This window comes from Acidovorax soli (assembly GCF_014207955.1).
GTDB classification, from domain to species: domain Bacteria; phylum Pseudomonadota; class Gammaproteobacteria; order Burkholderiales; family Burkholderiaceae_C; genus Acidovorax; species Acidovorax soli_A.
Genome location: NZ_JACHLK010000014.1, coordinates 1 through 12664, shown reverse-complemented (window position 1 = coordinate 12664; position 12664 = coordinate 1). Strand labels below are relative to the sequence as shown.

Below are 12664 nucleotides of genomic sequence, written 5' to 3'. Positions count from 1 at the left end.
GGGCTGGGTCAGGTGCTTTCCTTGATGACCCGGCCATTGAGCGGCTGCAGCGGCCGCGCATTGGCGCTGTAGACCTTGCGGAAGGCCTTGATCTGCTGCGCGCTGAGCTTGACGGGCTCCTTGAGCACCATCCACTGCACGCCTTCCGAGCAAGGGGGCGTGGTCAGCGAGCCAGCGAAGCTGTAGTAGCCGCGCTTTTCCGGCAGCAGGGCGGCGGGTTGCAGCGACAGGCCGTCGACCGTGACCTGCTCGCCCACGCGTGGCAGGTGCGCGAAGATCGGCTCCCAGGCCTCGTTCTTCTTGCTGCCCGGCTGGAGCAGCACGGCCACCACGCCCAGGCCGCCGTCCTCGCCCTTGTGCACGAAATGCGCCACCATGGCCGCGCGTTTGCCGCCCAGGGCCTCTTCGCTGGGGGTGTGGAAGTGGAACTGCAGCAGTTCCAGCGCCTTGCCGTCCACCACCAGCTTGCTGCCGGCGGGCACGTTGACCTGCACGGTGTGGCCGTTGTTGACGATGGTGGGGGCCCCCGCGGCGTACTGGAAGTCGAGCGCCGGCAGGGCTTCCTTCACGGTCTTGCGGATGTCGATCGGGCTTTGCGTGCTCCCGCGCGCGCAGGTTTCAAAGCCCGTGTCCAGCGCGCCCCAGTGGGCGGCACCGTGCTTGCCCTTGTACTCCCAGTGCGCGTGCGGGCCCTGGGCATTCGCCAGGGTGGCACACAGCGCGAGGCAGGCAAAGGTCACGCGTCGAATCAATTTCTGGTATGTCATGTTTGTATTGAAGACGAGGGTGGTTGGTAGATACCGCGGCCGCCCGATGCAAGTGTGCGCACACCTTCAGCGTGATTCGGGGGAAACGGGCAGCCGGGCGGAACGTGGGGGAAAACAACGCAAAGAGGCATGCGCAGCCAGCCTGGAGACCGCACCAGGCTGCCGCGATTCTGTACAGCAACGCCCGGTTGTAAAACTCCAGATTGGAGAGCCCCTTGCTCCATGTCAGGCTTAGGGCAACACCCGCCAGTGCCCCCTGCGGTTCCGGCGCGGGCTTGCCACACAATCCGCACCATGCCCCAACTGCTGCTGGTGGACGACCACCCCCTGTTCTGCGTCGGTTTTGCCCATGCGCTGGCCCATGCCTGGCCAGGCGCCCGCGTGGACACGGCGTCCACGCTGGAGGCAGGCCTTGCGGCGGCCGCTGCCCAGCCAGGGCTGGACATCGTGCTGCTCGACCAGCGCCTGGGTGCCCACACCGGGCTGCAGGGCCTGGCGCTCTTCGCCCGGCAGTTCCCGCTGGTGGCGCGCGTGCTGATCTCGGGCGATGAGGACCCGGCCCTGCAGGCGGCGGCGCGCGAGGCCGGTGCCAGTGGCTTTTTGGGCAAGTCGCAGCCCGTGCACGCCATGGCCGCCGCACTGGCCAGCATCGCGGCGGGCGGCCTGGTGTTCGGCCCACCGCCCCTGGCAGCGCCCCAGGGGCTGCCAGCCGGCCCCACGGCGCGACAGATGGAGGTGCTGCAGCTGGTGGCCCAGGGCCAGCCCAACAAGCGCATCGCCCAGGCGCTGGGCATTGCCGAGCGTACCGTCAAGCTGCACGTCACGGCGCTGCTGGACGCGCTGCAGGCGCGCAACCGCACCCACCTGCTGGTGGTGGCGCGCGAACGGGGGCTGCTCTAGGTGGGCGCCGCACCCGACACCCTGCCCGACACCCAGGCGCTCGACACCCTCTACCGGGGCGCGCCGCTGTCTGCCCTGGTGGGGGTGGTAGAGGCCTTCTTCCTGAGCGTACTGTTCTGGCGCGAGGTGCCGGCCAGTGCCATCGCGCTGTGGCTGGCCGCGTTTGCGGCCGTGCGCGGCCTGCGCATCGCCCTGGGCATGGCCTACCGCCGCCGCGCCACAGCGCCCGGCACGCGCCCCGCCTTCTGGGCGCGCGGGGTGGTGGCCAGCGCGCTGGCGCAGGCCCTGGCCTGGGGCCTTGGCAGCTGGGTGCTGCTGGCGCCGGCCAATCTGGTGGCCGAAATGGCCCTGCACATCGGCCTGGCCGCCGTGGTGCTGGGCAGCGTGGCCCAGCTGGCCCACCACCTGCCCGCGCTGGCGGCCTATGCGGCGGGCGTGTTCGGCCCGCTGGCCGTGCGCGATCTGTTCGTGGCACAGCCGCTGCACTATGTGCTGGCACTGGCTTCGGTGCTGATGGCGCTGTATGTCTGGCATGCCGGGCGGGCCCAGGCCCGCACCATCGCCCGGGCCGCAGCCCAGCAGCGCGAACGGCAGGAGCTGATCGCCGCCTTGCAGCGCGAGAACGAGGCCACGCAGCTGGCGCGCCAGGAGGCCGAGGCCGCCCATGCCTCCAAGGCGCAGTTCCTCGCCGCCGTGGGCCATGACCTGCGCCAGCCGCTCAACGCCATGCAGTTGCTGGCCTACACGCTGCAGCAGCCCGCATCGTGCGACCGGGTGGAGCACCTGTCGGCCAGCCTGATGGAGTGCGCGAGCAGCATGGGCGCCATGGTGGAAGGGCTGCTGGAGCTGTCGCGGCTGGATGCCCATTCCATCACACCCCGCCCCACGCGCTTTGCGCTGCAGGCGCTGCTCGACGAAATGGCAGGCACCTTCGCGGTGCAGGCCCAGGCCAAGGGCCTGGTGTTCAGCGCGCAGCCCAGCAGCGCCTGGGTGGAGGGCGACCGCGCCCTGCTGGCGCGGGTGCTGTCCAACCTGGTCTCCAATGCCATCCGCTACACGCCGGCCGGCTTTGTGCGGCTGCAGGCCCGCACGCAGGGTGCGGTGGTCGAAGTCAGCGTGGAGGATTCGGGCGTGGGCATCGCTGCCGCCGAACTGCCACGCATCTTTGACGAGCACTACCAGATCGACCACCCGGGCCGCGATCGCAGCCAGGGGCTGGGCCTGGGCCTGGCGACCGCCAGGCGCCTGTGCGCATTGCTGGGCCTGGACCTGGGCGTGCAGTCGCATCCCGGCCAGGGCAGCCGCTTCACCCTGTGCCTGCCGCTGGCGGCCGGTGTGCCCGAGCCCGCTGGCAGCACCCTCACTGCCACCGGCGCAGAGGACACGGCACGGGAGCCGCAGGCCCTGCGGCGGGTGCTGGTGCTGGAGGACGACGCCAGCTCGCGCACCGCCCTCGCCGAGGTCCTGCAGGGCTGGGGCTGCGAAGTCACGGCGGCAGCCAGCCTGCACGAGGCCCTGCACCAGGAACCCGGGCCCCAGCGGCCCGACGCCCTGGTGGTGGACTGGAACCTGCCGCACGGCGTGGACGGGCTCATGGCGGTCGCGGCCCTGCGCAACGCCATCGGCCATGCCGTGCCGGCCCTGCTGGTCACCGCCGAAGCGACACCCGGGCTGCAGGCCCGCGCCGCCGCCGCCGGCCTGCCCTTGCTGCCCAAGCCCATCGCGCCCATGAAACTCCGCGCCTTCCTGCAAAGCCACCCACCCACCTGAATTGGGGCCGATACCGGCACCTGCCCTTTGGTGCTATTGGCACCCGTCGCGCAGATTTCTATCCTTGGGCGAACCACTCCCTGGCGCTTGCGCCGCCCTCGACGACATGCCCTCTCCCGCCCTCACCATCGCCTCGGCCACCCTGGCAGCACTGGCCCTGCTGCTCACCCTCCTGTCCCTGCAGGTCTCGCGCCTGCGCATGCGCCACCGCCAGACCTGGGGCGATGGCGGGCACAAGGACCTGGCCGTGGCCGTGCGCACGCACGGCAACACGCTGGAGCAGTCGCTGCTGTTCGGCCTGCTGGTGCTGGCGCTGGCCCAGGTGGGCGGCACGGCGACGGCGGCACTGGCAGCGGTCTGCAGCGCCTTTGTGTTGGCCCGTGTCCTCTACTGCACGGCCGCTTTCGGCCGCCGCCTGCCCTGGCGCCAGGCGGCCCATGCACTGACCCTGCTGTGCCAGTTGGCGGCCACCCTGCTCCTGGTGTGTGCAGCATGGAGCCACTGACCCCCGCCCTGCAGCGCTGGCAGGACCAGGGCCGGTACACCACCGTCCAGGGCCAGCGCCTCTTCGTGGCCGAGGCCGGCCAGGGCGACAGCACCCTGCTGCTGGTCCATGGCTACCCCACCAGCTCCTACGACTGGCATGGCGTGTGGAACGCGCTGGCGGCGCGCTACCACGTGATCGCCCCCGACCTGCTGGGCATGGGCTTCTCGGACAAGCCGCAGGGCCACGCCTACCGCCTGCAGGACCATGCCGACCTGCTCGACGCCCTGCTCGCGCAGCGGGGTGTGCAGCGCTGCCACATCGTCGCCCACGACCTGGGTGTGAGCGTCGCGCAGGAGATGCTGGCGCGCCGGATCGAGCAGCCGCAGGCGGGCTGCCGCATCGCATCGCTGGTGTTGCTCAACGGCGGTGTCTGCCCCGAAGCCTATGCACCACGGCCGATACAGCACCTGCTCTCGTCCCCGCTGGGCCGCTGGGTGGGGCCGCACATTCCGCGGCGCGCGTTCGAGCGCACGGTGGCGGGCCTGTTCGGGCCGCGCACGCAGCCCCCGGATGGACTGCTCGATGACTTCTGGGCCCTGCTCAACCATGGCCAGGGGCGGCGCATCTCGCACCAGCTGGGGCGCTTCTACATCGAGCGCATGGCCCTGCGCGATCGCCTGGTGGCACCGCTGGTGGCCCAGGCCGTGCCCGTGCGCCTGATCAATGGCAGCGCCGACCCCAACTCGGGCGCCCACATGGCCCGGCGCTACCGCGAGGTGGTGCCCCATGCGGATGTGGTGGCACTCGACGGCATCGGCCACTGGCCGCAGATCGAAGCCCCCATGGCCATGCTGCAGGCCTTGCACGGCTTCGTGCAATCCATCGGCACGCCAGCGCAGGACGGAGCCACCGCCACGATAAGCCGATAAACTGGCGGACCCTGCGCCGCGCACCCCGTGGCGCCTTCGCCCACCGCACCGGCCATCTGCCGGGTGCACCGATTCTTCGTGGAACCACCATGCCCCATCTCATCGTCGAGTACTCCGGCAACCTGCCGCACTACCCCGAGGCCGAAGCGCTGACCGCGCTCAATGCCGCGCTGTGCGCCCATCCCCAGGTGCTGGACGAGCTGGACCTCAAGACCCGCTTCGTGGTGGCCGACAGTTTCGAGATCGGCACGGCCCCGGCGCAGCGCGCCTTCGTGCATGCGCAGCTGCGCGTGCTCTCGGGCCGCACGCCCGAGGCCAAGAAGGAGCTGTCGGACCTGATCGCGGGCGTGCTGCGCCAGCTCACCCCCCGGCCCCAGGGTGTGCTGGTGCAGCTGAGCGTGGAAATCGTGGACATGGACCGCGGCTCGTACGCCAAGGAAAAGCTGTAAGCAAGCCCTGCCGGGTACGTCAACAGGAAAGCCGCCCTGGGCATGCCCGAGGCGGCTTTTTCTTTGGGACGGAGACTCCGTGCTGCCCCCCTCGCATCCCCACCAGGTGTGGAAGGCACACAGCACGGCCCGCAGGCCGGAGCACCCGCTGCAACAGGCGCCCTGGCCCGAGCGCGGTCAGAAGATGTGGCGCACGCCGAACTCGTAGCCCGTGACGTCGTTGCCGGCGCCAATGGTCGGGCTGCCCAGCGAGGACGAAGACACGGCCAGGCCGCGCGTGGCAGCACGGTCATTGCTGATGCGCGCGACGGTGGCGTACAGCTGCGTGCGCTTGGACAGGTTGTGGCCGTAGCCGATGGCGAACTTCTGCGAGTCGGCGTTGTTCACGTCCTTGCGCTTGAAGTTGACATACGAGGCACGCAGCTCACCCACGCCCAGCGGCACCGTGGCGCCCAGGGTGAACATGTCCACGCGGCGGCCGGCGCCACGCTCGGTGGCGAACAGGGCCATGGGCTTGACCACGCCGAAGCTGTAGGACACGCCGACGTTGCTGGCCTTGTAGTCCACCGAGCTGGCGGTGGCCACGCCACCGCGGGTTTCGCCGAAGGCCACGGCCACGTTCAGGGGGCCGTTGGCGTAGCCTGCGCGCAGTGCCAGGGAGTTGCCCATGCGCTTGTTGACCTGGTTGGACGGTTGCTCGCCCAGGGCGTACTGCAACTGGCCGTAGAAGCCGCCCATCTCGGGCAGCAGGTAGTTCAGGCCGTTGCTGGTGCGCTTGGGGGCGCTGCCTTCGGGCGTTCCGGCGGCCGAGCTCGCGCTGCCCACCATGTTGGCGCCGTTGTTGCCGCCCACGCCGGAGTCGCCGAAGGGATCGAAGGTCTCGATGTTCAGGTAGGCGGGCGACTTGTCGCGGCCCAGGCGCACTTCACCGAAGCCGCCCGAGATGCTCACGGTGGAACGGCGGTCGAAGCGGAAACCCGCGGCCGTGCCGTTGTCGGTGGCCAGGCCGCCTTCGAGCCAGAAGCCGGCCTTCAGGCCGCCACCGAGGTCTTCCACACCGCGAAAGCCCAGCCGGCTGCTGGACTGGCCGCCGCTGGACAGGCCGGTGACGCTGTTGGTGTCGCTGGACATGCGCACCAGCGAGGCATCGACCACGCCAAAGAGGGTGACGCTGGACTGCGCCTGGGCACCGGCGGCAGCGGCAAGGGTCAGGGCCGCGAGGGCAAGGGGTTTGAGTTTCATGGATTTCTCTTTATCGAAATGGCAGATCACCGGGGCATGGTGTGCCATGGGGCACGCATCCCGCCGGTCGGCACCCCGTGCCGGGGCGCTGCGTCGATTAGAAAAAGCCTGTGTGACAGTACTGGGGTAAACCCTTGTGCACCGAGCGGAAAATAAGCATGCATAGCAACAGCATCGCCGCCTGGTGTATACGCACGGGCAGGCGCCTGGGCACGGAGGCGGGTGCGCTGGAGCGCGAGGCCCTGCCGCTCAGGCCAGCAGTTCGGCAGGCAGCCAGCCGCGCAGGCTGTTGATGAAGGCCCAGCCGTCCACGCGCGGCAGGTCTTCGATGCGCACCACGGCCTCGGCCACACGCCCCTCGCGCAGGGCCACGGCACGGCCCACGCCGGGCAGCAGGCCGCAGGCCAGCGGCGGCGTGACCCAGCGGCCGTCCAGGCGCATGGCGATGTTGCCGAAGGTGCCCTCGGTGATCTCGCCCGCGCGGTTCCACAGCAGCGTGTCGAACACGCCCGGGGCCGTGGGCGCAAAGGCGGCGTAGTGCGCGCGGCGCGTGGTCTTGTGGCGCACGAACTCGCTGTCGGCCTCGTCGAAGGCACGGTGCGCCAGGCGCAGGCGCACCGGGGTGGGCGTGGGTTGCAGCGCAAAGGCCTCGGCGCGCGGCGCGCCCCGGCTGTCCAGCAGCAGGCGCACACGCCAGGCGCCCTGGGCGTGTTGCACCACCAGGGCCTGCAGGCAGGCCTGCACGCGGGCGGCGTCCCAGGGGTAGCCGAAGTGTGCTGCGGCCGCGGCCATGCGCGCCAAGTGGTCCGCCAGATGGCGGAGCTGTCCGCCATCGAGCGCCAGGGTTTCGAGCAGATCGAATGCGGCGCTGGCGCGCTCCACGAAGGCGCGCTTGTGGCGCCATTCGTGCCATTCGGCCTCGGCCTCGGCGCCCGAGGTGATGCCGCTGCCGATGCCGCAGGTGGCTTGCACCACCGCGCCCTGCGCTTGCAACACCACCGTGCGGATCGGCACATTGAAGGTCGCGGCCACGCCGCCCTCGCCGGGTGGCCCGTGCGGGCGCACCACGCCCACGGCGCCGCAGTACACACCGCGCGGCGCGGGCTCGAGTTCGCGGATGAGCTGCATGGCACGCACCTTGGGCGCCCCCGTGACCGAGCCGCAGGGGAACAGCGCTGCGAACACATCCGCCAGCGTGGTGCCGGCCCGCGTGCGCGCCTGCACATCGGAGGTCATCTGCCACACCGTGGGCAGGGCCTGGGTGTGGAACAGGCGCGGCACGCGCACGCTGTGCGGTTGCGCGATGCGCGAGAGGTCGTTGCGCAGCAGGTCCACGACCATCACGTTCTCGGCCCGCTCCTTGGGCGCCGTGCGCAGGTACTCGGCCTGCGCAGCGTCGGCCTCGGGCGTGGCGCCGCGCGGTGCCGTGCCCTTCATTGGGCGCGCCAGGATGTCGCCACCCGCGGCATCGCTGGTCCAGTCGAAGAACAGTTCGGGCGAGACCGACAGCACCTGGGTGCCGCCGGCATCGATGTGCGCGCAGTAGCCCTCGGGCTGGGTGCGGTGCAGCGCAGCGAACAGGGCGTCGGCGCTGCCCTGCAAGGCCCCATGCAAGGGCGCGGTGTAGTTGACCTGGTAGACCTCGCCATCGCGGATGGCCTGCTGGATGCGGTCCAGGGCCGCATCGAATTCGCCGCGCGGCAGGCCGGGTGTCCATGCCACCTCGGCGGGCGCATCGGCCCCCAGGGCATCAGGCCACGGCAAGGCCTGGTCGTGCACCGAGAACCAGGCCAGCGGCCCGTCAGCGGCGTGGGTCTGCAGGGCCGTATCGAAGGCCGCCGCCGCTTCGTAGCGCACATAGCCGATGCACCAGGCACCGGCCTGTGCGGCCGCATGCACGGCATCGAGCACACCGCGCACCTCGTGCAATCCACGGGCCACGAGCACGTCGCGCGGCGGACCGAAGGCATGGCGCAGGCGTGCACCAGCGCCCCCTTGCGGCAGGGTGAAGTCGATGCGGGAATGGGCGGTGGTCACGGCAATCGCGCCGCCCCGGGGGCGGCCAGGTCAGGGGAACGGTCAGGCCGCGCCCAGGTGCGGCACCAGCCCCGCCGCGGGCTGTTGTCCGCTCTTGAGCGCTGCGGTGAAGGCCAGCATGCGATCGATGGGCTGGCGCGCGCGCGGGATCAGCGCCGGGTCCACATGGACCGCATTGGCCCCGGTTTCGAGCACCCGCGCCACATCGGCCAGGCCGTTCATCGCCATCCAGGGGCAGTGCGCGCAGCTCTTGCAGGTGGCGCTGTTGCCCGCGGTGGGGGCCTCGTAGAAGACCTTGCCAGGGTTGAGCATGCGCAGCTTGTGCATCATGCCGTTGTCGGTGGCAACGATGAACTCGCGCGCATCCATCTCACGCGCGGCCTTGAGGATGGCCGAGGTCGAGCCCACCGCATCGGCCAGGGCCACCACATCGGCGGGGCTTTCGGGGTGCACCAGCACCTTGGCGCCAGGGTGCTCCTTTTTCAGCGCTTCGAGCTCGAAGGCCTTGAACTCGTCGTGCACGATGCAGGCGCCGTTCCAGAACAGCATGTCGGCCCCGGTCTCGCGCTGGATGTAGGCGCCCAGGTGGCGGTCGGGCGCCCACAGGATCTTGTGGCCCGCGGCCTTGAGCGCTGCGACGATCTCGAGCGCGCAGCTCGATGTCACAAGCCAGTCGGCGCGTGCCTTCACGGCGGCGCTGGTGTTGGCGTACACCACCACCGTGCGGTCCGGGTGGGCATCGCAGAAGGCGCTGAATTCGTCCACCGGGCAGCCCAGGTCGAGCGAGCAGGTGGCATCGAGGTCGGGCATGAGCACGGTCTTCTCGGGCGAGAGGATCTTGGCCGTCTCGCCCATGAAGCGCACGCCCGAGACCACCAGGGTCTGCGCCGCATGGTCGCGGCCGAAGCGCGCCATCTCCAGCGAATCGCTGACCAGGCCGCCGGTCTCCTCGGCCAGGTCCTGCAGGTCCGGGTGCACGTAGTAGTGCGAGACCATGACCGCGTTCTTTGCCTTGAGCAGGCGGCGGATGCGGTCCTTGAGCGCTGCACGCTCGGCCTGCGAGGGCTCGGGCGGCACGCGCGCCCAGGCGTGCTTCGTGGAGCACACAGCGCCGCCGTCTTCCAGCACCGTGAGCGGCTGGTCGTACTCGACCTCGATGCGGTTCAGCACCATCGCCTCGGTCATGACAGCTCCTGCAGGCGCATCGAGAAATCGGTGGCCTTGACGTCCTTGGTGAGGGTGCCGATGGAGATGCGGTCCACCCCGGTCTCGGCCAGTTCGCGCAGGCCATCGAGCGTGACGCCGCCCGAGATTTCGAGGATGGCGCGGCCCGCATTGAGGCGCACGGCCTCGTGCAGCATGGCCAGGGGCATGTTGTCGAGCAGCACCATGGTGGCACCGGCGTCGAGCGCCTCGGTCAGCTGGGCCAGGGTCTCCACCTCGATCTCGATGAAGGCGGCGCGCGCGCCCACCTGCTGCTGCGCGGCGCGCAGCACGGCCGTCACGCCACCGGCCGCGGCGATGTGGTTTTCCTTGATCAGCACCGCGTCGTGCAGGCCGATGCGGTGGTTGGTGCCGCCGCCCACGCGCACGGCGTACTTCTGCGCCAGGCGCAGGCCGGGCAGGGTCTTGCGCGTGTCGACGATGCGCGCGCGCGTGCCCGCCACCACGTCCGCATAGGTGGCCGTCTTGGTGGCCACGGCCGAGAGCAGTTGCAAAAAGTTGAGCGCCGTGCGCTCGGCACTGAGCAGCGCGCGGGCGCTGCCCTCGATCTCCAGCACCACCTGGTCGGCGTTGCAGCGCTGGCCCTCGGCCACATGCCAGGTCAGTTGCACGCCGGGGTCGAGCGCACGCAGGGCCGCCTCCACCCAGGGGCTGCCGCAGATCACGGCAGATTCGCGCGCCAGGATGCGCGCACGTGCGCGGCGCGCGGGGTCGATCAGGCCGGCGGTGAGGTCGCCGCTGCCCACGTCTTCGGCCAGGGCGCGGGCCACATCGGCACGGGCCAGGGCTGCCACGTCGGCACTTTTTTCATCGTCGCTGGGATGGGTCATGGGGCGCGAGCATAGCGACTTCTGGAACACGAAACTGGGACACCGCTGTCCCGGCTGCAAAGGACCTAGACTCCCGGCAATTTTTGTCCAGGGACGCCCCATGACCGATCCGACGCCTTCCTCCGCAACGCCCTACGGCACGCTGCCGCCGGCATCGCCACTGCCGCAGCGCCGCCCCCTGAGCCTGCCGCGCCTGGCGCAGATGCGCGCAGCGGGCGAAAAGATATGCATGCTCACGGCCTACGACGCGACCTTTGCGGCCGTCGCCGATGCGGCAGGTGTCGAGTGCATCCTGGTCGGCGATTCGCTGGGCATGGTCTGCCAGGGCCTGCCCAGCACCGTGGGCGTCACCCTGGACACCATGGCCTACCACACGGCCAGCGTGGCGCGCGGACTGCACCGCGTGCAGGGCACGGCCTGGCTGGTGGCCGACCTGCCTTATGGCACCTATGCCGAGAGCCGCGAACAGGCGCTGCGCAGCGCCTGTGTGCTGATGCAGGCGGGCGCCCACATGGTCAAGCTCGAAGGCGGCGGCTGGACCGCGCCCACGGTGGAATTTCTGGTGCAGCGCGGCGTGCCGGTCTGCGCCCACCTGGGCCTGACGCCGCAGACGGTGCACGCCCTGGGCGGCTACCGCGTGCAGGGCCGCAGCGACGATGCCGCGCGCACGCTGCGCAAGGAGGCGCACGAACTGCAGGACGCGGGCGCCGCCATGCTGGTGCTGGAGATGGTGCCCGCCGTGCTCGCCGCCGACCTCACGGCCGAGTTGCCGCACTGCCACACCATCGGCATCGGCGCAGGCAACGGCACGGCCGGCCAGGTGCTGGTGTTGCACGACATGCTGGGCATGAACCTGGGCAAGAACCCGAAGTTCGTCCACAACTTCATGCAGGACGCCGGCAGCGTGCGCGGCGCCATCGGGGCCTATGTGCGCTCCGTCAAGGAGGGCCGCTTTCCCGACAACACCCTGCATGCCTGGTAGTTGCCGACCGCCTCCTGCACCGATCCATCCGTTTTCTTTTCTTCTCGTTCGTTCCCCATGCTCATCGCCCACACCATCGACGACCTGCGCCAGGCCCTGGCCCCCTACCGCCGCCCGGCTTTCGTGCCCACCATGGGCAACCTGCACGACGGCCACATCGCGCTGGTCGAGCAGGCGCGGCCCCTGGGCGACGTGACGGTGGCCAGCATCTTCGTGAACCGCCTGCAGTTCCTGCCGCACGAGGACTTCGACAGCTACCCGCGCACCTGGGAGGCCGACTGCAACCGCCTGCAGGCTGCCGGCTGCGACGTGCTGTTCGCCCCACGCGAGGCCGACCTCTACCCCGAGCCCCAGACCTTCAAGGTGCAGCCGGACCCGGCCCTGGCCGACATGCTGGAAGGCCACTTTCGCCCCGGCTTCTTCACCGGCGTGGCCACCGTGGTGATGAAGCTGTTTGCCTGCGTGCTGGGTGCCAGCGGCGGCACGGCGGTGTTCGGCAAGAAGGACTACCAGCAGCTCATGGTGATCCGCCAGATGGTGCGCCAGTTCGCACTGCCCATCACCGTGGTGGCCGGCGAGACCCGCCGCGCGCCCGACGGCCTGGCCCTGAGCTCGCGCAACGGCTACCTGGGCCTGCAGGAACGGCAGGAGGCGGTGGCCTTGTCGCAGGCCTTGCGCCAGCTGGCTGCGCGCTGGGAGCAGCAGCCGTCGAGCGGGTTGGAGCTGGAACAGCAGGCGATGGATGGGTTGCGGGCGCGGGGGTGGCAGCCGGACTATCTGACGGTGCGGCGGCGGGGGGATTTGCAGCCTGCCGCGGCTGGGGACGCAGCAGGATCGCTGGTGGTTTTGGGGGCGGCGCGGTTGGGGGCTACGCGGTTGATTGACAACTGGGAGTTTTGAGGACTCATCCCTGGTCCCCTTGTCCTGATTTTTAAGCGGCATGCTTGCGTTGAGGGCGGGAGCCGGGATGTGCGCCCGGCGGCGCACCTACTTTCTTTTTGCGCATGTATAGACCGGGGACATGGTGAACAGGTGTGCGAGGACATG

General features: G+C 70.3%; 12 protein-coding genes. 7 read left to right on the top strand and 5 right to left on the bottom strand.

Going from position 1 to position 12664, the window contains the following annotated elements:
* Positions 1 to 8 precede the first annotated feature (8 nt).
* Positions 9 to 767 (bottom strand): carbonic anhydrase, encoded by a 759-nt coding sequence (locus HNP48_RS26665; protein ID WP_184862916.1) that lies wholly within the window; start codon positions 765 to 767, stop codon positions 9 to 11.
* Positions 768 to 1061: 294 nt separating this feature from the next.
* Here HNP48_RS26665 and HNP48_RS26660 point away from each other — a divergent pair, with 294 nt between their 5' ends.
* The 5 genes from HNP48_RS26660 (at position 1062) to HNP48_RS26640 (ending at position 5302) form a co-directional block, all read left to right on the top strand.
* Complete coding sequence (locus tag HNP48_RS26660) at positions 1062 to 1667, top strand: response regulator transcription factor (protein ID WP_184862914.1); 606 nt, start codon at positions 1062 to 1064, stop codon at positions 1665 to 1667.
* Positions 1668 to 3437 carry a hybrid sensor histidine kinase/response regulator gene (locus tag HNP48_RS26655; protein ID WP_184862912.1) on the top strand — a complete coding sequence of 590 codons (1770 nt, stop codon included), beginning with the start codon at positions 1668 to 1670 and terminating at the stop codon, positions 3435 to 3437.
* Between the two features lie 106 nt (positions 3438 to 3543).
* Positions 3544 to 3942 (top strand): MAPEG family protein, encoded by a 399-nt coding sequence (locus tag HNP48_RS26650; protein ID WP_184862910.1) that lies wholly within the window; start codon positions 3544 to 3546, stop codon positions 3940 to 3942.
* Positions 3930 to 4853, top strand: coding sequence for an alpha/beta fold hydrolase (locus HNP48_RS26645; protein ID WP_184862908.1), 924 nt, complete (start codon positions 3930 to 3932; stop codon positions 4851 to 4853). Before HNP48_RS26650 ends, HNP48_RS26645 begins: the two co-directional genes overlap by 13 nt.
* An 89-nt stretch (positions 4854 to 4942) precedes the next feature.
* The gene (locus tag HNP48_RS26640; protein ID WP_184862906.1) at positions 4943 to 5302 is read left to right on the top strand and encodes a 5-carboxymethyl-2-hydroxymuconate Delta-isomerase; all 360 of its coding nucleotides are present in this window, start codon (positions 4943 to 4945) and stop codon (positions 5300 to 5302) included.
* A gap of 177 nt (positions 5303 to 5479) precedes the next feature.
* Here HNP48_RS26640 and HNP48_RS26635 read toward each other — a convergent pair whose 3' ends face one another.
* From HNP48_RS26635 to nadC, 4 genes are all read right to left on the bottom strand, one after another.
* Complete coding sequence (locus HNP48_RS26635) at positions 5480 to 6544, bottom strand: porin (protein WP_184862904.1); 1065 nt, start codon at positions 6542 to 6544, stop codon at positions 5480 to 5482.
* Between the two features lie 249 nt (positions 6545 to 6793).
* Positions 6794 to 8581, bottom strand: coding sequence for a chorismate-binding protein (locus tag HNP48_RS26630; protein WP_184862902.1), 1788 nt, complete (start codon positions 8579 to 8581; stop codon positions 6794 to 6796).
* Between the two features lie 42 nt (positions 8582 to 8623).
* Entirely contained in the window at positions 8624 to 9766 is a 1143-nt protein-coding gene (nadA, locus tag HNP48_RS26625) for a quinolinate synthase NadA (RefSeq protein ID WP_184862901.1), read from the bottom strand.
* The gene (gene nadC / locus HNP48_RS26620) at positions 9763 to 10635 is read right to left on the bottom strand and encodes a carboxylating nicotinate-nucleotide diphosphorylase (protein ID WP_184862898.1); all 873 of its coding nucleotides are present in this window, start codon (positions 10633 to 10635) and stop codon (positions 9763 to 9765) included. The genes nadA and nadC overlap by 4 nt, the downstream gene beginning before the upstream one ends.
* A gap of 100 nt (positions 10636 to 10735) precedes the next feature.
* Between nadC and panB the strand changes: the two genes are divergently transcribed.
* Together panB and panC are read left to right on the top strand one after the other, a co-directional pair.
* A complete protein-coding gene (gene panB / locus HNP48_RS26615; protein WP_184862897.1) occupies positions 10736 to 11617 on the top strand; it encodes a 3-methyl-2-oxobutanoate hydroxymethyltransferase in 882 nt (293 codons plus the stop codon).
* 57 nt (positions 11618 to 11674) lie between these two features.
* Positions 11675 to 12517, top strand: coding sequence for a pantoate--beta-alanine ligase (gene panC, locus HNP48_RS26610; protein ID WP_184862894.1), 843 nt, complete (start codon positions 11675 to 11677; stop codon positions 12515 to 12517).
* Positions 12518 to 12664: the final 147 nt, after the last annotated feature.